11 protein-coding genes are annotated in these 23095 nt (G+C 36.5%); 1 reads left to right on the top strand and 10 read right to left on the bottom strand.

Features of this window, described 5'->3' with window-relative positions:
* Positions 1-149: 149 nt before the first annotated feature.
* From ABD859_RS23515 to ABD859_RS23500, 4 genes are all read right to left on the bottom strand, one after another.
* Entirely contained in the window at positions 150-3590 is a 3441-nt protein-coding gene (locus ABD859_RS23515) for a malectin domain-containing carbohydrate-binding protein (protein ID WP_345147276.1), read from the bottom strand.
* Between the two features lie 322 nt (positions 3591-3912).
* A complete protein-coding gene (locus tag ABD859_RS23510) occupies positions 3913-6642 on the bottom strand; it encodes an alpha-d-galacturonidase (protein WP_345147275.1) in 2730 nt (909 codons plus the stop codon).
* Positions 6643-6879: 237 nt separating this feature from the next.
* Complete coding sequence (locus tag ABD859_RS23505; protein ID WP_345147274.1) at positions 6880-7767, bottom strand: sugar phosphate isomerase/epimerase family protein; 888 nt, start codon at positions 7765-7767, stop codon at positions 6880-6882.
* 162 nt (positions 7768-7929) lie between these two features.
* A complete protein-coding gene (locus tag ABD859_RS23500) occupies positions 7930-9075 on the bottom strand; it encodes a sialidase family protein (protein WP_345147273.1) in 1146 nt (381 codons plus the stop codon).
* Between the two features lie 377 nt (positions 9076-9452).
* Here ABD859_RS23500 and ABD859_RS23495 point away from each other — a divergent pair, with 377 nt between their 5' ends.
* On the top strand, positions 9453-9941 hold the full coding sequence (locus tag ABD859_RS23495; RefSeq protein ID WP_345147272.1) for a hypothetical protein: 489 nt from the start codon (positions 9453-9455) through the stop codon (positions 9939-9941).
* Positions 9942-9989: 48 nt separating this feature from the next.
* On the opposite strand, the gene ABD859_RS23490 is transcribed toward ABD859_RS23495, so the two are convergent.
* From ABD859_RS23490 to ABD859_RS23465, 6 genes are all read right to left on the bottom strand, one after another.
* On the bottom strand, positions 9990-12740 hold the full coding sequence (locus ABD859_RS23490; protein WP_345147271.1) for a glycoside hydrolase family 78 protein: 2751 nt from the start codon (positions 12738-12740) through the stop codon (positions 9990-9992).
* Between the two features lie 278 nt (positions 12741-13018).
* Positions 13019-14107: a HEAT repeat domain-containing protein gene (locus ABD859_RS23485; RefSeq protein ID WP_345147270.1), complete on the bottom strand. Its 1089-nt coding sequence runs from the start codon at positions 14105-14107 to the stop codon at positions 13019-13021.
* 20 nt (positions 14108-14127) lie between these two features.
* Positions 14128-15693, bottom strand: a complete 1566-nt coding sequence (locus ABD859_RS23480) for an MGH1-like glycoside hydrolase domain-containing protein (protein ID WP_345147268.1) — start codon at positions 15691-15693, stop codon at positions 14128-14130.
* 350 nt (positions 15694-16043) lie between these two features.
* Positions 16044-18497, bottom strand: coding sequence for a glycoside hydrolase family 95 protein (locus ABD859_RS23475; RefSeq protein ID WP_345147266.1), 2454 nt, complete (start codon positions 18495-18497; stop codon positions 16044-16046).
* Between the two features lie 203 nt (positions 18498-18700).
* A complete protein-coding gene (locus ABD859_RS23470; RefSeq protein ID WP_345147264.1) occupies positions 18701-20116 on the bottom strand; it encodes an acetylxylan esterase in 1416 nt (471 codons plus the stop codon).
* A 136-nt stretch (positions 20117-20252) separates the two neighbouring features.
* Positions 20253-23027 (bottom strand): glycoside hydrolase family 78 protein, encoded by a 2775-nt coding sequence (locus tag ABD859_RS23465; protein ID WP_345147262.1) that lies wholly within the window; start codon positions 23025-23027, stop codon positions 20253-20255.
* Between the last annotated feature and the right edge of the window lie 68 nt (positions 23028-23095).

Here is a 23095-nt window from a genome sequence, read left to right as displayed (position 1 = left end):
TGCGTCTTTGCGCGATTATTTTTATTCTAATCTAAACTCTTTTATAAAGTAATTCCGTAAAGTTTCCGTAGAGACGCACTGCGGTGCGTCTCTACAATCCAAATCTTTATAAATTTAAAACTTTGCGTCTTTGTGCCTTTGCGGCTAAATTACTGAAACTCGAAATTATCCAGCAACAACCCTTTCAAATCATCTCCTTCCAAAGTAATTTTATAAGTTCCTGCATTAATATAACCTCCTGATGTTGTATTTAATATTTTCCATTTTTCTGGTGAAGGGAAAAATTCAATCGTGTCGTTTCGCATTAAAATTCCGTATGCGTCTTCCATTTTGAATTTTACTTTCATTGGCATCTCATTTCGATTCATAAAACGGAAACGCATTAAATAAATCCCTGCGACTCCTGGTTTTACTTCAAACTCAATGCTGTTATTTGTCTTTTGAGTGAATTCAACGTAATCTGCTTTTTTGAAATTCCCTTTTTCGATTCCGCTTCCGGTTGTTTTTGTTTTTTCGGCTTCGATAATTACGGCTGGTCTTGAATCGTCTTTTTCACCCATATCATAAGTTGGAACCACAACAATTGAAGTCGTCGTTTCTGAATTATCAAAAGAAACCTTTTCTCCTTTTTTTACTTTTTTAGTGAAAACATCAAAAAAAATTCCGTTGCTATTTTTCGCTTTTTCTTCTATTTTTTTATAATCTGAAAGCCAATTTAAAGTCTTTATTTTATTATCAACTAAAACAAAAACATTCGATTCTTCTTTTGCCGTAAACGAACCTGAAACTTTAGAATCAGCAGAAAACTGTAAATAATCTGCTCCAAAAACTTCTGACGGAAGTTCTGTAAAAGCTACTTCTGAATTTACATATTCTTTAGAATTAATATCCAGCCAAGAAGCGATTTTAAAATCTTTAGAATCTAAACTTATGTTCTCAATATTTCTAGCCGATTCTTCAGCTGGTCTTGCGTGATAATCTTTTGTCGCAATCGCAATTGCCGAAATAATAGCTTGTCCCGCTTTTACGTTTGGAAACGAAATTTTAATTTTCCCACCAATGCTTTTTACTTTTAATGTTTTCTTTAAAGCATTATCATGACCCGCTTCTGCCCAAATGTCGAAATCTTTTAAAACTACATTATCGTTTATGGCAACATCAAACAAGCGCCAGCCTTTGCAATCTAGTCCGCCACCTGTTCCGTACCAAGGTTCTGTGAAATACAATTCGATTACATATTCACCGTCTGGTGCAGGAAATTCATAACTTAACTTATCAACTCCGTATCTGAAGGTTTGAAATAAAGTCTGATCTTTTGTTCCGTCAATTGGGTCGAAAGTACTTCTTTGACTTGCATAAAAATCAGGAAGTTTTTCGAAATTATCTGTCCATGATAAAGAACCCCAAGTATTTTTTCCGCTTTTATGAGTATCCGTTAACCATGTATTTCCATTACTATCCGTAAATTCTGAACCACCACAATTGACTCTGTAAATATAATTTAAACCGCTTTTTGCTTTTAAAATATCGGTTTTATTCGGCGTCAAAGTTTCTAAATTTGGTGCTTTTGGAAGATTATTCAAAACGATATAATCTTTAGCAACTGCTTTTCCGTTTACATAACCAACTGCATATAAAACATTGTATTGAACATTGACATTATTAAACTGAAAATGTTTCCCTATTCCTGGATTTTTTAGTTTTCCTAATGATGTTTTATTGACGTCATTAAACAATTCTACTTCGTCACAATTTGAATAAATATCGATTCCGTTTTTGATTCCGACACTTTCCCAACGGCTTGGCCAAGTGTGCGAAACAATATACACCATCGGATTGGTTTTGTTCGAAACGTAATTAGCGCGGTACATATAATACGCATCTAAAGGTTCGCCCCAAATCGTAAAAAGTCCTTTGTAATTTACGGGTCCGACTTTGTCGATATCTCTAAATCCTTCTCCGTTTTGAACACGTCCCGGATTTTCGTGCGAAGCAAAAAGCCAGTTGAATTGTCCCGCAATTTTATCACGAACCGATTCGGCTTCTCTCACTTTAATTTCCATTAACTGTGAAAAACGGTTTTCGCTTAAAGTTCCTTTTTGATCGAATTCACCTTCTGTATGCAAATCTGCCGAACGCCAAGCACCGTATTCTCCGTTTAATAACTGCGTCGTCATTTCGAGATGATACTTTAACGGATCTCCGCCATACGTTCCAGACCAGTTTTGAACAACGTTCCAATCTGTTCCTTCTCCGCCGTTGCAAGTCGTTACGATTCTTTGCTTTTCAGATAACGGATCCATTTCGCGGATAATCTGCGTGCATTCTTCTGCAAACTCTTTCGGAATGGTACTTTCGTTTTGCAAACCCCACATGATAACAGACGGACTGTTTCTGCGTTCTTTAATCCATTCGCGTAAAAGGGTTTTAAAATTTTCTTTAAATTCTGGTGTATCGTACCAAATATGCGCCGAAAACTGACTCCAGAATAAGATTCCGTTTTCGTCTAATTCACTTTGGTATAATAAATTATGAGGCTGATGCGCTTCGCGGAAAGCATTAAATCCTGCTGCTTTAATCTGCTCAATTCGGGCATGAATTTGCTCATTTGAAAACGCATGGTTGTTTCCGATCTGATGTTCGTATTCACAAACTCCATTGATAAAAACGGGTTCATCATTAATGAAAAAACGATTGTCTTTTCCGTCACGACTAACCGGCCAGCTCACCCAGCGGATTCCGTAAGGTGTTGTTAATTGGTCTAAGATTTTTCCGTTTTCAGAAATGGTTGTAACCAGTTTATACAAATACGGATTTGAAGGCGACCATAATTTCGGGTTTTGAATTTCCGGCAATGTCATCGCTACTTCTTTTTTCTCTCCTGAATTGTATTTGATTTGATTTTTAATGCTTGAAACTTTCTTTCCTGAAGCATCAAAAAGAGTATTTTCTACCGTTAAATTTCGGTTTGAAGTGCTATAATTTTTGATTTCGGTTGTCGTATGCAGAATCGCTTTTTGTTTTGAAACTGATTTGTCATTCCAAATATGAACGCCAAAAGGTTCGATTCTAATATCATTTGTAATGACTAAAGAAACAGGTCTGAAAATCCCCATTGGCTGTGAACCTTCTGAAAATCCCCATTCGCCCGAACAACCTCCGCAAACCCAAGGAAGATCAGCAATAAATGATGGATGTGATGCTTTTACGAGAATCTGATTTTCTTTGTTTGAAGCAATTAATTTGGAAATATCCAATGTAAAAGTGGTTCTTCCGCCTTTGTGTTCGCCGGCTTTTTTTCCGTTTACCCAAACTGTTGCGTACGAACTTACGCCTTCAAAAAACAAAAAGAACTTTTGTCCGGATGTGATTTTATCCAGTTTTAAAGTTCTTTTGTACCAGGCTGTTCCGTGTAAATTTCCATGTTTTGTTCTCCTGAAACCATAATACTGATCCCAATTGTGAGGCACACTTACCTTTTGCCAATTGGAATCAGTTTTTGGATTTTCTACAAAATCTTCTTCTTTCAGCGGAAGATTATCCAGCATTACGGTCTCCCAAGATGAATTCAGCGAAATTTCTTTACGCACTGAACTTTTGCCCTGACTCCAAACAGAGCAAAAACTTGAGAAAAAACAAAAAATAAAAAAAACTATTCTGTTCATATTTTTGAAACCATATAAGTTATATAAGGTTGTTTTTGTGTGTTGTCCTGCAAGGTTTTCAAAACCTTGTAGGTCTGAATTTTGTGATGTTTAACTTAGATACCTACAAGGTTTTGGAAACCTTGCAGGAGACGAAACGTTCTTGTGATCATGTTTGCGTGAGGGATTGAGGCGGTATCCTTTTATGTAGCGGAGCGGAATAAAAGATATAGCCGAAAGCCCGACCCGGAGGGACACGCCCAAATTATTAATAAAATAACCAGTCGATTGCTGCTTTTTCTCCTGCGTCGATATACCCGACATCACGCGGTGTAATATTTTGATCTGCGTCGATGAAACCTAAAATCAATACTTTTCCTTTGCCTAAATCGAGTTTGTTTTCGCCCGGTTGGAAAGTGTACGTATGAATGTTTACACGTGGTAAGTCTTTCAAATTCATGGCGCTTGCCAAAATTACTTCGGCCTGACCGTGCGCATTTCCTGCTGCATCGGTTTCTAAACTTGGCGGTAACAAAAACCTTTTTTGATCGGAGTTGAAATAGCCGACTACTAATTTAACCGCTTTTGTGTTTCTAAACTTCAAATGTGTTCCTTTTTCGTTTTGGTCGTTTTCTACGAATGAGAATCCTTTTAGGTTTTGAAGTTCAGGAGCAATTTTGGTTAATTCAGAGATATCTGTTCCGTAAACTTTTGTTCCTGTTTTTACCAAATAACTTCCTGGTTTTTCGTCAATAAAAGTTACTTCGGCTGGTTTCCAAGGTTTGCCTTCTTTGGTTTCGATTTTACCATCTTTAGATGATTTTAGCTTTTCTAAATTTCTTTTGAAATTCGCCAATTCACGCTCGTAATGCGGTAATAATTCTGCCCATGTTTTGTTGTTTCCGTCGTCTCCACCAATCGGGATTCGGCGTTGTGCAGTCTGCATACTGTTGGCATACCAATAATGATCTTTCGTTAGATTTACCAAAAGTTCGTAGTATTCGATGCTTTTTTCTAAATGCGGCAATGCTTTGTCTAAATCGGCAATATCATTTGAATAGCTGTAACGTAAAACCAAAATCGCAGCTTTTACTTTTTCTGAAAAGAAATCGGCGAAAGCTTTATAACAATGTACATCGTTTTTAAGACGTAAAAATTCTTCTTTGTCTTTGGTTACGCTGGCTTCAGCTTTGTCGATGGCTTCAACTGCCAATCTTCCGTGTTCTGTAATTTCAGCGATAATCTGCGTTGGAAGTTCGCCAGAATGTGGTTCTTTGTTCCATTCTTTTTTAGCGTATTCCAATAACAATTCGCCCGGAGGCCCACAAGATTCGTGGAATCCTGGATATACTCTCCATTTTGACGGATTGACCAACTGACTTTCGAACATTCCTAACAATAAGGTTTGACGGTTTCCTTCAGTAATTCCGAAACGTCTTAAGGTTTTTGGAGCGATTTCTCCTGTTTCTTCGTAGGCTTTTAGAATATTGTTTGCTGCTTCCTGACTCGTTCCGTATTTTGAAGCTAAGTCGTTATCCCAATATTTAATTTCTTCGTTTCGGTCTCTTTTACTGTCCCAAGCGTATCTTGCCCACGCTTTGTACCAAATCCAGTCGCGATCCATTTCTAATAAACGTTCGCCAGTTTTGGTTTTATCGGCAGAATACGGCCAATCCCAATACGAAGCCTGCGGATACAAATGTAAAGCATTTGCTCCGTGAATGTTGTGCATTGCTTTTACCGTTTTCTGGATAAAATCTGGTGAACCGTATCTGAAAGGCTCCAAATTCGCCAAAATATGTACGTTTTCAATATGAATCGATTTTAGAGAACTTAACTGTTTGTGCGTTTCGCCCCAAGGTCCACCCGGTGTGTAAGTTGTTAACGATTCTCCAGTATATTTACTTTCTGTGTATAAGTTTTTGTATAACGGAAGCGATTTTTCCATTACCAAAGGTCCGTCCGTATCATGAGAACGAAGGATAATCGGCGGTTCTTCTGTTTTTCCTAATGCCTGCAAACCATCGCGAACCCCCGGAATAATTGTTTTGGTAAACCATTCTACGTCATCATCAACCGTATTGATCGCTTCTCCCAAACAAACCATTAAACCAACGTTTGGATATTTTTCGATAAAAGCAGCAATAGATTTTCTAGTATAATCTGACAACAAAGGCGTAATTGGTCGTGAACGATCCTGAGTTTTAATGTTGTAATGTTCAGCAAAAGGCTTAGAAACGATAATATTATAGAACATCTGAATGACCCAGATTCCTCTTTTGTTGGCTTCAACAGTTAAGAATTTATAAATTTCTTCGTTCTTTTTGAAATCTTCGTCGCTTACTTCTACTGCAAATGGATACTCTTTTAGTTTTACTAAAGAAGCAAATGGATGCCCGTTCCATAAGTACAGGGAATTCATGCGGTTATCAACCATCATGTCCAAATACTTAATCCATAATTTTTGATCGTAAAACCAAGGAAAAGTTTCTGGCGTATACGGATATTCGTAAACGTCACGCCCCGGAAGATAAACTGGTTTCTGCATTCCGATGCAAGCGCCACGCAAAACCATTTCCGGACTGTCGTCAATATTTAGTTCTGATGGAAATTTACCCGATTCTTTAATTCTATCTACCAATTCTAAAGCGCCATACAACGCTCCTGTCGCATCTGTTCCTTCGATATACGTGATATTATTTTGAGTACGAATCTGAAAACCTTCTTTTTTAGTGAGTTTACTGTCGTCTATTTTAGCACTTTTGGCGTTTTTCTTCCAGAAATCGGTTCCTTTTTCGCCAATCACAATTACTTTGTCTTTTGATTTTTTTAGTTTGTCTGAAGCAGTAATCTGAAACCCTTTTGAAGTTAACGTTTCGGCTAATTTTTCTGCACCGTATTTTGCTCTCGGCGCATTGGCATCACTCACAATGGTGATGTTTTGCGCTTGCGCGAAAGTGACGTAAAAAAATAAAAAAAGTAATTGTAATTGTTTCATTGTGTTTTGTTTTTATTCTTGGCAATCAATATATTTTCATCTAGTTTGTCATTTCGAGGAACGAGAAATCTTCGCAAGTAATTCCGTAAACTAAATCGACAATCTTTGTCGAGCTTCTCGCGGAGATTTCTCGTTCCTCGAAATGACAAAAATGAGAATCTTTTTTTGCCACAGATTAAAAGATTAAAAGGATTAATTAATCTGTGAAAATCCTTTTAATCTGTGGCAAATATTTTTTTAATTCTGAAAAACTTTCTTCAAATAAGCGACATTCGCTCCGTAATTGGCTTTTACATTATGAACTTGTGTCACGTCTCTTGAACGCTCTACAATCAGCCAACCGCTCCATTTCATTTCGTCCAATGTTTGTTTGATTTTTAGCATGTCGATCGCAGGATCATTTTCTAACCAAAATTTATCGGTGTTAGAAGCGTGAATCTGCGCTAAATGTTTCTTTCCTAAAATTTTTAATTCTGATACAATATCTCTTCCGTTATCAACGGCATTCGCAAAATTGAAAGAACTTTTAATGTATTTTGAATCGACTTCTTCTAATAGTTTTTTCTCGTCTGTAGCGCTTAAAGAAGTTTCAATTGCAATCACTCCTCCAATTTTACCGACTTGTTTTCCTGCCCATTTTAATCTTTCGATAATAATCGGACGCAGTTCTGGATTTTTAGTCAAATCACTTTCTGTTCCTAATGGTAAAAAAGCCACTTTTACTTTCATGTTTTTCATTGCCGCTACACAATCGTTAATCATCGGTTCGATGGTTTCTCTTTTGGCAAAAGACTGCGCATAGAAACCTGACATCGCAATTGAGCTAATTCCGACATTTAATTCTTTTGATTTATCTAAGAATTTTTGTCTTTCTACAGGATCACCTAGTTTACTGTCAAAAGTGGGTCTTTGCCCTAAACCGCCCATGTCGAGTTCGATTCCGTCAGCTTTAATTTCAGATGCTAAAGCAAAAGAACCTAATTTTTGTCTTTTTAAAATCATCCAGTCGCAAACTGCAACTTTGTACTGCTGTTTGTTTTTTGATGCCTGAGCCGTTGCACAGCTGTTGAATGTTGTTGAAGCAACAAATAGTATTGCAACAATTAAGTTTTTATTTAGTTTCATGTTATTTTTTTTCTACCATTAAGATATTAAGGTAATTAAGCTTTACTGTATTTAAATCTTTGCGAATAGAAAATTAAGAGAATTAAGCTTAATGTTCTTAATTTTAAGTTGATTAACCACTGCAACTTAATTCCCTTAATGCCTTAATGGTTTAAATTAATTTTACTCTTCTTCTGCTTTTACCGCTGTCACTACTTTTCCTTCTTCGCCTGGCCAAACTCCGTTTTTGATTGGGAGTGCTACTAATTTACTCGGATCAACTTTTACATATTTCAGTTTTTCTCTTCTCCAAGTGTACACAATATGCACCATTCCGTCTGAACTTTGAATCATCGATGGATACGAATATTGGCTGATTTTTGAATCTTCTAAAACCAAAGCGGCGTTCCAATTGATTCCGTCTTTAGAAACTGAAACATTCAAAGGTGTTCTTGGGCCTTTGGCTTCTGTTCCCGGAGGCAGAACGTGATTGTAAACTAACAAATGTCTTCCGTCTTTAAGAGTTACAGCATCCGTTCCTGAGTTGTTATTTGGAAGTCCGATTAACTCCACATCTGACCATGTTTTTCCGTTGTCTTTTGAGAAAGTGCTAAAAATTGCTCTATTTCTGGTTCTTCCGATAGCTTGAATGCTTCCGTCTTTGTGAAATAAAATACTTGGCTGAATCGCGTTGATTTTTTGTTTTCCTCTTGGAAGCGTATCGCCCATTACCCAAGTTTTTCCAAAATCAGGAGTTGATTCCATTCGAAGTCTCCAGCCGTCGCCTTCAATACTTGACGGACATAATAAAGTTCCGTTGCTTAATAAAACTGGTTTATTTTTGATTGGTCCTAAGAAACCGTCTGGCATTTTTTGAGCTTCAGACCATGTTTTTCCACCGTCAGATGAAGTTCTGATTACGCCCCACCATTCAGATGGTTTTGGTCCGATTTTGTAGAAAAGCATTAAATCGCCATTCGGAATTTGATATAAAACCGGATTCCAAGTTGGTAATCTTGGACCTTCTTTCATGACACCGTCGGCCACTTTTACACCTTCATTCCACGTATCGCTTCCTTTTGGTTTGATTGCTACATAAATACAAACGTCTGGATGTCTTTCGTGCGTTCCTCCAAACCAAGAAGCTACTAAATCACCATTTGTTGCTTCGACAATTGTAACGGCGTGGCAAGACGGATAAGGCGCTTTATCGTAAATAAACTGATCTACTAAAATTCCTTCTTTCCAAGTCTTTTTTTCTAAAGCCGACTTACAGCTTCCTAAAAGGAGAAGTCCAAACAAGACAAATACTAATTTTGTAATCTTCATTATTAATTAAATTATGAATTATTTTTTCTGACTATAAATATATACCCAACATTTTTTTAGGTAAAAATATTTATTAAGTGTAAAAATAACACTAAAAAATTAACAATCTATCCTGTACTGTCCCGAAATGCTAAAAATGCAAATTATTTAACGTTTATCGCAAAATTTCCTGACGAAAGTGTCGTTACAGCCTCATTTTTTTAAGTTGCATATAATCCCCATTAAAATCAATCTTTTACTATTATGATTTATTTCAAAAGGCTTCTGTATTTAAAAAAAGGAAAAGTACTACAATTTAAAAGTGTTTACCTATACATTCTTGATTATATTTTTTAATTTGCAAAAAAATTACTCCATAATGCGTAATTATAAACTAAATGAAAACATTTGAGTTAGAAAAAAATATCTGGACAGAAATTGACTTTGAACAAATGGGATGGCACGATTGCTTCATACATGCATTTGCCCTTGATTCAGATGCTTATGATGACTTCATACAAAGCGATTTACTGTTTGACATAGATTATATTTTTAAATGGGTATTAGATAAAGACTCGGCACATTATTACTTTTGGACAGCGCCCTGCGCCTTAATTTTTAGAGAAGTTACCAATTTAAAAATTCAATATGCTTCTGGAACTAGCTTTTTACCTGAACTTGAAATAAGCGATATTAAAAGAAAAGAAAAACTCTATGAAAATGGGCATAAAAGCTGGCACTGGCAAATAGAACTTGTTGGAGACAGTTTTATAAGCTTTGACAGCGCTGGATATAAACAAGTCGTAAAACGTCCGCCCACATATATGGATAGACAAGCTTTTACACGAACAGAAAGAGGAGGAATAAACTTTGATGAATCGATATAGTATTAAACCTTCTAATGTAAGTGCATTAGTTGTTGTTTCAATAAAAATTTACCGTATATTTAAAACATAATCACCCGAAGGCAAAGTTAGAACTATAGTTTTATCTTCTGTTTTATAAGTTCCCGAAAATTGAGACAGCTTTTGTTTGTTTACTGTAACTGATGAAATATCGCTCGCTGGAAGATGCACAACCGCAGAAGTATTAGCTGGAATACTAATATTCCAAACCAATCCTTTTTTATTTTTTTTCCAATCGCTTTTAATGGTTCCATAAATTGATTCATACGAAGCATTTACATACGTCAATCCCGCATTAAAATCAGGTTTCATTATTATTTGTTTGAAGCCCGGAGTTTCAGGATTGCTTTTGATTCCCGCCATATTTTCGTAATACCAAATCAGTAAATCACCCAAAAGCATCACGTGGTTTTGAGAATTCATCGCTGGATCTGCGGTGTTTCCGTTCCAAAGTTCCCAGATTGTCGTTGCGCCGTTTTCGACCATGTAACCCCAGCTTGGGTAGGTTTTGTTGGATGCTAATTTGAAAGCCAAATCTCCTCTTCCGAAATTGGTTAACGTACGCATTAAAAATTGTGTTCCGATAACACCTGTGCTGATATGACCATTTTTAACCACTTCAACTTGGTGTACCAAATTTTCGAATATTTTGGTTTGAAGTTCATCTGGAACCATTCCGAAAGTTAAAGGCAATAAATTGGCGGTTACAGTATTATTAGCGTAACTGTTTTTATCTGCATTCAAATATTTTGCATTGAATGATTTTTTAATTCTTGAAGCCAATTCATCGTAATGCTGAATATCTTTTTCCTGATGAGCAATCACCGCAAATTTCTTCATGATATTCAACAACTGATAATAAAACGCACTCGAAATCAATTCGCCGTCTGTTAAACGAGCTGGATCTTTCGAACGGATTAATTCTAACGATTCTGGCGGAACACACCAATCGCCGTATTTATCTTTGGTCATGATATCATCAACCAAATAATTTTCTTCCATATAATCCATCCATTTTTTCATGTATGGATATTGTTTTTCTACCACTTTTGCATCATCAAATTGCTGATACAGCATATCTGCAACTGTAATGTAAGTTCCAGGCCAAGTCACATTATCGCCATAATAACGCCAAAAAGCAGGTGCTACATCTGGAAGTCCGCCGTCAATAGTTTGTGAATATTTAATATCGTCTAACCATTTTGCATATAAAGTCTGGTTATCAAACAAGAAACTTTCGCCATAAGCGCCCGTTGTTCTGTCTCCCAACCAAGGCTGACGCTCATTTCTTTGCGGACAGTCAATTGGCATTCCTTTGTAATTACCGCTGATTCCCCACCAAGCATTCTTAAAAATCTGATTCATGATCGGGTTCGAAGAATCGAAAGTTCCTGTTGTTTGGATGTCATCGTAAACGACTTTTCCAACGAAATTTTCTAAAGTCGGTTTGGTTGTAAAACCCGAAATTTCAACAAATCGAAATCCGTGGAAAATAAAACGTGGTTCCCAAACTTCTTCGCCTTCGCCTTTTAACGTATAAATATCAGTCGTTTTCGCATCACGCAAATTGGCAATGTATAACGAACCGTCCGGCTGAAGCGATTCTGCAAACTTCATCGTAATTTTCTCTCCGCTTTTTCCTTTCACTTTCAATTGTAACCAGCCCACCATATTCTGTCCCATATCCAAGATATAAGTTCCTTTTGGTGTCTGCTTGATGGAAATCGGTTTTACTTCACGTTTAACCTTCATATTTGCCGACATCTGACCTTCATAAAATCCGCCTGGTTCCTGTACATATTCAGCAGAGAGCCATTTTTTATCATCAAAATTAATGGTGTTCCAGCCTTCCATTTCTTTGCGAGCGTCGTATTCTTCACCGTCATATTCGTTGTTCGATAAAATGGGGCCGTCAGTTGTAATTTTCCACGAATCATCTGTACGGATTACATCTTTGCTTCCATCTGTATATTCTAAAAATAACTGCAAAGCCATTTTAGGATACCCAAATGTTTTGATTTTATACGGTTTATAATCCTGACGCATGGTAAAAAAGCGTCCGTTTCCTAAAATCGTTCCAAGCATATTTTTACCTTCCTGTAACTGCGAAGTCACATCAAAAACATTGTATTTTACGTTCTTCGTATAATCCGTCGGAACGGGCGCTAAAACCTGATCCCCGATTTTATTTCCGTTAATATAAAGCTCGTATAAGCCCATTCCCATGATATAGACTTTAGCATTTTTGACTTTCTTTTTCAGGTTGATTTCTTTTCGTAGATAACGTGCTGATAATCGAGAATACTGCGAAATGCTATCGCCTGGCGAAGTTTTTTCATACCCAATCCATCGTGTTGATTTCCAATCCGCGTAAGTCAGAATTCCAATGCTAAAATGTGCATTTTCTTTCGATTGAATTTCGTCTTTGTTTGTAAAAACCGTCACTTTCCAGTAAACGTCTTGTCTGTTTTCAAGTTTTTTTCCATTATAAATTACATTTACAGATGCGTCGCTTTGTATTTTTCCACTGTTCCATAAATCGCCATTTCCGGCATTTAGTTTTTCTAAACTGGAAGAAGCAATAATTTGATAAGCAGTTTGTTTTACATCTTTTACATCGGCTTTTATTTTCCAGCTTAGTCTTGGCTGTAAAACGTCAATTCCTTCTGGATTGCTAAGCATTTCGCATTTCAAATCACTTACAATAATTTTGTTTTGAGCTTTCGCCGAAAGGGTGAAAAGTGAAATGATTAGGGTAAGATGTAAAAAAAACTTTTTCATGGTATTATAATGTCAGATCCCAGAGGGATAAAATATTTATAGATTTAATAATCGTAAGTACATTCAGTCCCAGAGGGACGACATATTTATAGAATATTATAATAGTATGTTTCATAAGCCCCAGCGGGGCGATATATTTATAGATTTTACAAAGATATGTTTATTAAGCCCCAGCGGGGTGACATATATTTTCAAAATGTGTCGCTCCGCTGGAGCTTGTGTTATTCGGAGATATATTTTGCTATAAATATTAAGCTTCTCCGAAGCTAATTCTCAGTTTAAGGATTAATAAACCTTTTCAATTTATCCAACGTACTCAAACTTTCAAATGCAATCTTATTTTGTTCTAATAATTTACTGGTTTTCCAACGCATTTTCCATTCAGGATCTTTCAACTTTTGTCTCAGTTTCGATACTATAGATGGATTATTTTTCAAAACGGAGTCATCAATCCAATATTCCAAAAATTCTAAAGCATTTAAACGAGTGGCAACATCTTTATGATCCAAACCTTTCAATAATGTTTCTCTAACTCTTTCTGCAGGATACGTATCTAGAGTTTCGACTAAAATTTCATTAATAACAGAAGAAAGTTCTATAACACGATTCTTGTCCAATCCTATTTGATAAACCCTGCTGAATTCGTCCGAAAGAAAATCTGCCCATTTATCAAGATCTTCATCCTCACTCAAGGCGTAGTAGACAAACTTAACTTTATCGGGCTGTGTATAAAGATTATTTTCACAAAAACGCTTTACCGCTTCCAGATCTTTTACCGCTAATTTCTGAACGTCTTTTATTGCTTCTTCAGAATCTTCGTATTCAAGATCATAATAATGATCGAGAGTTATAATCTGGTCAAAATTGTGTATTGGATTATAAGTCATTGTGTTTTCAATTATTGGTTCTGGAGAAAATTTTGGAGTATACTTTTTTATGAGTTCTTTTATTTCATTTTCAGTTACATTATAATCGTCTATTTTTATTTCGATCGTTTTCTGCTTGTAAACAAAACACAAATAAAACTCCTTATATGACAGATTGTACTTTGCCGTATGTTCTGTTTTAGCAATAACTCTTGGAAAAATAATATCTTTCCATTCAAAAAATGTCTTGTTGAGTTCTATTCCTTCTTGTGAAAATATTATTCTTTTATCAAAATTGAAAAGTGTCATGACCGCTTTTTTACCGTAAACGATAATAAAGACAACCGCAACAACTGGCAAAGCTAAATCAGCAAACTTAAATGTAATCTTTTCGAAATTTATCAATGACAAAAGATAAAAACCCAATGCCACAAACACCAGATTCCACACAATATTTAATAATCCGCCTTTGATTGAATAATTTAGTACAGTTTTCTCCAAATTTTCTTTTTATTTAAAAGCTACTCCGAAATCACCCTTTCCAATTTCTCAGAAAACGCAATCTCTTTTCCGTTTTTATAAATTCTAAATCCTTTTCCTTTTTTATATTTTTCTCCGGTTTTATCCCAAAGAATCGTAATAATATTACCGTGATATAAAACATTATCCAAACAAAACCAATCCCATTTTTCCTGTGGAATCAACGGATTCACTTCAATCTTTTCATCTGCTCTCGGACGTAAACCAACCATTCCCGTAATCATCAAATCGTTAAAAGTCGAATGATTGTAATAACGGCTTCTCTCTCTGTCGCCCATTAACCAATACCCCGTAGTTTCGTCTAAATACTCGCCAAGATAAGGTTTTCCTCTGTAATATTGTGACTGAACATATAATTCCATTTGTTTAAAATAATCTGGTTTTCCAACAAAATTCTGATCGTAACCATTTAAAACATTTGCCATTGCAGTCAAAGTCTGCGAACTTGCAAAAGGCCATATAGCGCCATCCCATTCGCAGGTTCCGGTTCCGTGAGTTCTAAAACGCGGACTTCTTCTTTCTGCCGTTGTTAATCCAAATGGTGCCGAAAATCCTTTTTCGTCTTTTACTTGTTCCCAAGCTTTTTCAAATCCTTTTCCTTTTTCAGGAAGATTAAAATACCATGGAATAAACCCGATTGCTTCTCTAACCTGCGCCAAAGTATCTTTTTCTGTGAAAGTCTCAAAGAATTCACTCTTAGGATTCCACAATTTTGTTTCTACTAATTGCTGTAAAACATCGGCTTTGGCTTTAAATTTTGCTTCTGCTTCTTTATCGCCTTTCATTTCAGCCATTTTAGAAATTGCTACAGCATTCCCATACATATAACTGTTAATGGTTGGTCTTGCATTTTGCACTTTTCGCCCGCCACTTAAAGATTCTTCCATCCCGTCTTTTACATCATGCTGCCAAAATAAACCATCTTTTCGTTGACGGTCTTTTTCCCAAACAGCATAATCCGTAACCATGTCTGGATATAGATTCAATAAGAATTTTTCGTCTTTATTCACCAAATAACGATTGTATAAAGCATCGGCCGTCCAACTGCTGAATTTATACAATTTGTTCATCGGTTTTCCCTCATTTCCTCGGTACCAAATTTTCACATCCTGCTCAATATACTGCGGATCATGAACCCATCTGAATTCATTGATATGATGTCCTAAAGCACAGCTGATCATATTGTATTTATCGGCATACGAACGATCTACCAAAAATTCAGTAATCGCAAATCCCTGTGGTGTTTTTTTGATGTGCTTGCGAACACTCCACCATCTGAAATAATAAATCTCCTCAAAATTCTGCTGTGGACATTCAAACAACGGAATATTCTTTTCCATCCAAGCCCAAGCACTGTCATTCGGAATCGCAAATTTTAAATTCTCATCTTCCATAGTGTTGAAATAATCAACATAATGTTTGTAATCTGCCGATTTTAAAACAGCCGATTTTCCTTTCTGTGAATGATTTACACCCGATTTACAGCTTGTATTTAAAGCTATTAAAACCGAAAGCGCTATTATTTTGTATTTAAAATCTCGTAACATTTTAATTCTATTAATTTAATATTTTGGGCGTGCCCCTCCGGGTCGTGCTGTCCGTTCCCGCTTTTTTTATTCGGCTAAAAAGCCTCATAAAAAAGAGCTCCACTTCCATCACTCACGCAAGAGACGTTTCAGTTTTACCACTCCTGCAAGGTTTCCAAAACCTTGTAGGTATTATATAAGTCTTCAATGATTAACCTCATAGTTTTGTCATTTCGACCGTAGGGAGAAATCTCCGCAAGTAGCTCGACAAAGATTGGCGACTCTCTTTACGGAGTTACTCGCGGAGATTCCTCGTTCCTCGGAATGACAAAACTGACGTAATAACTATATTCTTATATAACTTATATGGTTTAAAAATTAATTCCTGTAAAAGTATACGTCTGCCCTGCTTTCATATTTACATCATAAACATTATAATTAGGCAGAACCACTTTCTTCAAATTCGCTTCGTGAGAAATAATCGGTTTCTTCACTTCAACATCATAAAATAAAGCATTTGAATTTTTACCATTTGCTTTTTTGATTGACGAACCTTTCAAAGTATTTTCCACTTTTAAACGACAGTTTCCACCAATTTTTGAATAGATTTTTAAAGTCGAAACTTTGTTATTTTTCCAAGTCATATCAATTACAAAACCGCCTCTTGCCACTAAACCTTTTATACTTCCGTCTTTCCAAACGGTTGGCAATGCTGGCAATAACTGAATCGCATCTTCCTGACTCTGCATCAGCATTTCTGCGATTCCAGCAGTACATCCAAAATTCCCGTCAATTTGAAACGGCTGATGCGCATCTAACATATTCGGATACGTTCCTCCGCCTTTTCTCTGATCGGCTGTAACCAAATGCAATTGATCCTGAATCAGTTTATAAGCGTGATTTCCATCTAAAAGTCTTGCCCATAAATTCACTTTCCATCCCATTGACCAACCGGTCGATTCATCAGTTCTGTAAATTAAAGATTGTTTAGCAGCCTCAAATAATTCAGGCGTTTTGATTGGCGAAATCTGATTGCTCGGATACAATCCGTACAAATGCGAAACGTGTCTGTGATTGTCTTTCGGATTATCCCAATCGTCCTGCCATTCCTGCAACTGGCTGTGTTTTCCGACTTTCATTGGAGGCATTTTTGCCAAAGCATCGCTTACTTTTTTTACATAAACAGCATCTGGCGAAACCAAAGCCGAAGCTTCAATTACATGCGTAAACAAATCAAAAATAAGCTGATTATCCATTGTTGTTCCCGAAGCAATGGTCGATTTTCCCGTTCCTCCCGCATGTGTATTTTCGGGCGAACTTGAAGGCACAACAACCAAATATCCCGTGTTTGGATCTATAATCATGAAATCCAAAAAGAAATCGGCAGCACCTTTCATAATCGGATAAATTTCTGATAAATATTTTTTATCTCCCGTGTACAAATATCTTTCCCATAAATCCTGACAAACCCAAGCACCTCCAGTCGGCCACATTCCCGAAGCCGCTGAATCGACTGGGGCGGTTACACGCCAAATATCGGTATTGTGGTGTAAAACCCATCCGCTGGCATTGTACATCATTTTTGCGGTTTCTGCACCCGTAACGCTTAACTCTTTTGCCATCTGCAAAAACGGTTCGTGCATTTCCTGCAAATTGGTTACTTGTGCTGGCCAGTAATTCATTTCAGCGTTGATGTTTGTTGTGTATTTACTGTCCCAAGGCGGTGTAACCATATCGTTCCAAATTCCCTGTAAATTCGCTGGCTGTCCGCCTGGCTGTGAACTCGAAATCAATAAATAACGTCCGAATTGAAAATATAGCGAAGCTAATTGAGGATCAAATTGTTTGGAGAAATCTCTAATTCTCTCATTTGTTGGTTTCTTAGCATTTTCATTCGAACCTAAATCTAAAGAAACTCTATTGAAGAATTTTTGATAATATTCTACATGCGACTTTTTGATTTCGTCAAAACTTTTTGGTAAAGCCTGCTCTAAAAACGATTTACTTTTCGCAATTTCATCTCCCGAAATATCTTGATAGTTTTTAAAATTAGTCGCAATCGAAATGTACAAAGTTACTTCATCGGCTTTGTTGATGCTTAAAACACCATTACTGGCATCGATTTCTCCACCTTTATTTTTAGCGGTTAATCTTCCTTGAAATTTTACTTTTCCTTTTACGCCTTCAAAATTAGTTCCTACTCCCGAAAGGATAATCTGGTTACCTTCCGTCGAAGCCAACGTTTTATCAATCGGACTGTTCATAAAAACATTACATGTAATCTGTCCTGGTTTGCTCGCAGAAAGTTTCACAACAATAACCTGATCTGAAAATGCAGTTATGATTTCGCGCGTAAATTCCACTTCATTAACGGTGTACTTCACTTTCGCGGAAGCATTGCTAATATCTAAATCTCGATAATAATTGGAATATTTTTGATGCCCCGGAAACGAAATATAAACGCTTCCAAAAGTCTGATACGGCATTCCGTCATTGGTTTGCGACATAATATCCTGCGTCGCCAAATCCTGCGCTTCATCAAATTTTCCGTCAAAAATTAACTGACGAACAATCGGCAAAGCTTTTATCGATTTCGTATGTGCATTGCTATTTGGAGAACCCGCCCAAATTGTTTCTTCGTTCAATTGCAAACGTTCCACAGCTGGATCGCCAAAAACCATCGCGCCTAAACGTCCATTTCCTAATGGTAAGGCCTCGTTCCAGATTGATGCTGGCTTATCGTACCAAAGTTTTAAATCGCTTTGCGCTGATGCAAAGGAAAAAATCCCTAAACAGATTGCGGTTATTTTAATTTTTAGATTCATATTTATATTTTTTTTCGCCACGAATTGCACTAATTTCTTTTTTAATTTTTATTTCAATTTCTCTAATTTTCTGCCATAGATTAAAATGATTTTTTTTATCTGCATAATCTATGGAAATCCTTTAATCTGTGGCATAAAAAAATTAGTATAATTTGTGAAATTGCTTCACCTGTTCGCTATCGCTCGGGTCGTGGCAACTAATTTTATTTCTTAACCTCGTAAACTTTCAGATTTTTCTCTCCGAACATTTCATATAATTTGTTGATGTCTTTCAGTGCATTTGCAGGAAGTTTTTCTCCTTTATCTCCAAAAACAAACAACTTTTCTTTCGGTTCTATTACACAAGTCGATTCGTCGATTTCACCTTTTTCGTTTTGAACTTTTTTCAAATCTAAATTTAGATATTTCGCCATAAAAGGATATAAAGCCATACGTTTCGAGATTCCGAAATCATGTCCTTCTTTTGCAAAATGAGCATTTTCCACCAAATCTTTTTTCCCGTATAATTCATAAGTTCTCTGAATAAACGGAAACTCCAATTCCGGAACTGCCAGTGTCCAATCTTTTCCATCCGAAACAATCAATTGCGGTTTTGGAGCCATCATAGCTGAGATTTCGGCATTGTTTGTTCCGTTTCCGCAAAGGTGAATTCCGCGTCCGCTTTCGCACGGACATCCGCCAGAAAAGTGAGACGAAACCATTACAACAGGCGCCGAAACTTTTACTCTTTCATCAATCGCTGCTAAAAACATCGTATGCGATCCTCCGCCCGAACCACCTGTAACGCCGACTCTTGTCATATCAGCATTTTTAACCGTTGCCAAATAATCCAGTAAACGAATTCCTGTCAGCAACTGAACTGTCGATGCAATGCTGTTTCTGTGCGTTTCTTCTGGAAACTGTAATAACGATTCTCCCCATGCAAATAAGTCATAACCAACAACGATTGCTCCCATTTTAGCCATCATCGCACATCTGTATTGCTCATCTTTTCTATATCTTCCATCGCCAAAATGTCCGTCTGGAGTTATAATAACTGCTGCTTTTTTGTTTAACGGATACGGTTTATAAATCGATCCTGTGGCGTAAACACCCGGCAGAATTTCTAAAGCTATATTCTCGACGCTATAATCTCTGTAAATTCTTTTTGGAGTTAAAAGTGGCTTAGATTTAGGCATTGGGGGAGCCTTTTCTAATCCAAATGATGTGATCATACAAGCTTTTAACTCCGTTTTGCGTTTTTCCCATTGTTCTTTCGTCGAATAAAGGTTTTCTAAGTAAAACAAGCGTTCTTTTCCTTTATCGACTGAGACTTTATGGTTTTCATACTTGCGTATGATGTAGGTTCCATCGGGTTGCTTAAAATACATCAATTCGAACGGTGCCAAAATATTAGTCAGCGAAAGTGGCAGATTTCCAGGTTCAATTCTCCAGTCGGCATAGTCAAGTTCTTTTCCTTTTAATAAACCTCGGTCGTCGTTGATCGTAACGTTAAAAACAGTTTCAATTTTCTTAAGCGTTTCTGAAACCGGTTTTCTAAAATTGGTATCAGAAGTCTGTGCATTGGCGATTGTCAAAGCAAAAATGGAAACTAAGAAGATGTATTTTATTTTTTTCATTGTTGTGAATTTGTACGCGGATGACACGGATTCGCTATCGCGAAGACGCGGATTTTCACGGATTTTTTTACTCTTTTAAATAAAAAAATCCGTTTTTATCTGCGTCTTTACGAAGTAAATCCGCGTCATCCGCGTTCTATAATTTGCATTCTATTATATATTTTCCTGAACCTAATTCTAAAACTGGTTTTATTCCATCATTACCAACTCGAACCTTTCTATCATCAATTTTTATTTCAGAGCTTTTAGAAACTGGCAGTTTTATTGTCGCTGTCGTATTTACCGGAATCTGAACACTCAGAATAAATTTGCCGTCTTTCTTTTCCCAAGATGAAACAATTTTTCCATAAACCGATTGATAATCCGCTTTTGCGAAAGTCATATCGCCAACCACTTCCGGCTGAATAAAGAAATGTTTGAATCCCGGTTTTTCGGGATCGGCTACAATTCCCGCTAAACTTTGGTAAAACCATTCTTCGATTTGTCCCATCATAAAATGGTTATACGAATTTCCTTTTCTCGGATCCCATTGTTCCGTCAAAGTCGTTACGCCATATTTAATCTGAAAACCGTAACCCGGCGCATCGTAATGATTGTTCATTTTGAACATCGTTTCGTTTTCGCCATTTCGTGCCAAAGCCTGAAATAAATAGCGATTTCCAACATCTCCCGTTGTTAAACGATCCCCTTTTTCTTTGATGTCTGCCAATAAATTCTGCATTACCGCTTCTTTATATTGTGGCTCAACAATATTCATAAAAATCGGAACAGCATTACTAAACTGACTTCCTGTTCCGTATTGTTTGGTTTCTGCGTTAAAAAACTCATTATTAAAAGCCGTTTTAATCTCAGCAGTCAAAGTTTCGTATTTCTCAATATCTTCTGTTTTACCTAATAATTTAGCTGATTTAGCCACCAGACTCGCACCGTAATAAAAATGAGAAGTTGCAGAAAGCGCAATCGGACTGTTTTTAGAATATCCTGCGGGATGTGTTCCGTAATCGTACCAATCGCCCAAACCGTGTGAAACAATGTGATTTTTAGATTTTGATTCTAAATAATCAACATAGTTTTTCATAACCGAATAATATTTTTCGATTAAAGAAGAGTCTCCGTAATATTCGTAATACATCCAAGGAAGAATCACGCCCGTTACACCCCATTCAGGTGAATCGGTAAAATCGCCTCCAAAAATGATATACTCAGGAACAATCGACGGGATTAGACCACCATCTCTCTGAGAATCTGAAATATTCTGCATGGTTGCCGGAATGAAATTCTCCAGATTATAGTTAAACATCAAACCTGGACCATTTAAGTGAATTTCTTCCAGCCAGCCTAATTTTTCACGTTGCGGACAATCTGTAAAAACACTCTGAAAATTACTTTTTATAGCATTGTTTATTAATTCATGCGTTTTATTGAAAAGCTCATTTGAACACGTAAAACTTCCCGCTTCTCCAGCAGAATTGTAAATGAAATTCGATTTTAATTCTACCAGAGTCGGCAGACTTTTATCTTTTGTTTCTTTGTAATTGATGTTTTCAATCTGAACAAACTGAAATCCGTAAAAACTGAACTTTGGAGTCCATTCTTCTACATCTTTTCCTTTTAAAGTGTAGTCGTAATAATACGGTTTTCCCGATTTTCCCTGACCAACTGTTCCGTCTTCGTTTAAACTTTCTCCAACCCAAACGCGAACAGTTTGTCCTTTTTTACCTTTTACTTTGATAGTTGGAAATCCCGAAAGATTTTGTCCCATGTCAAAAACAAAGAAATTTGGTTTAAGTTCTTTTGCCGTTTTAACTTCGTATTGTTTCTGAATCGTAATTGGTGTTGCAGTCTGCGGTCTTAAAACGCCTTTTGGTGCTTCCTGAACGACTACTTTTTTCCAATCTCTATCTTTAAAACCTTTTTTATTCCAGTCCTTTTGTTCCAAATTGGCATTGTAATCTTCTCCTCCAAAAATACTGTTGTACGTAATCGGACTTTTGCTGTATTTCCAGGTTTTATCTGAATTTATAATTTCTTCAGAACCATCATTGTATTTGATTTTCATTTTGAAGAATAAAGTCGGCGGACCAAAACTTACAAAAAATTTGGTATATCGTTCAGCGAGTGTATTGTACATTCCGTTTCCTAACAAAACGCCAATCACATTATCGCCTTTTTGAAATTCTTTTGCGCTTAATTCGTAAACATTGTAATTCACTGTTTTGTCATAATCTGTCCACAAAGGCGCAAACTGACTGTTACCCACTTTTTTACCGTTGATCATCAATTCGTAATGTCCTAAACCCGAAATATAAACAACCGCTTCTTTGACTTGTTTTTCTACTTCAAAAGGCTTACGAAGCATAATACTTCTTCTTGAAAGCGAATCGGAAGCATTGATAATTGCATCTTTTTTTTCTCTTTTATAAGTGGCGCTATGGAAGTTTCGACCTTCCGGAAAATGACTGTCGGCTTTGGTAATGGCTCCAATCCAAACGGGATTTAGTTCGGATTCTAAAGGTGCTGTTCTAAAAGTAGCGGTTCTGCTCCATTTAGAAACTTTTCCTTCCTGATTCCAAACTTTGACTTTCCAGAAATACTTGGTTTCGTTTTTTAATGGTTTTCCGTTATAAACAATATGAAGGTTTTTATCTGAATTTACTCGTCCTGTATTCCAGATATCTCCGTCGTCATTGTTTAGTTTTTCTTCGGAAGAAGCCACTAAAATCAAATAGGCAATTTGCGAGGCGTCAGATTCTTTTGAAACTAATTTCCAACCTAATCTTGGCTGATTCTGAACAACTGCTAAAGGATTTTCAGCCATTTCTGTTGTGAGATGCACAGGCAGAATTTGACCTTTAGAAACTAGGGTTACTAAAAGACAAAAGGTAATTAATATGTTTTTGAAATTCTTCATTTCTTATTGTTGAGATTTTTGAACGCTGATGACGCGGATTCGCTATCGCGAAGACGCGGATTTTCGCA

This window comes from Flavobacterium ginsengiterrae, from assembly GCF_039539785.1.
GTDB lineage: Bacteria > Bacteroidota > Bacteroidia > Flavobacteriales > Flavobacteriaceae > Flavobacterium > Flavobacterium ginsengiterrae.
Note: the sequence above shows the minus strand (reverse complement) of the source record. Positions and strands in the feature narration are given on the sequence as shown.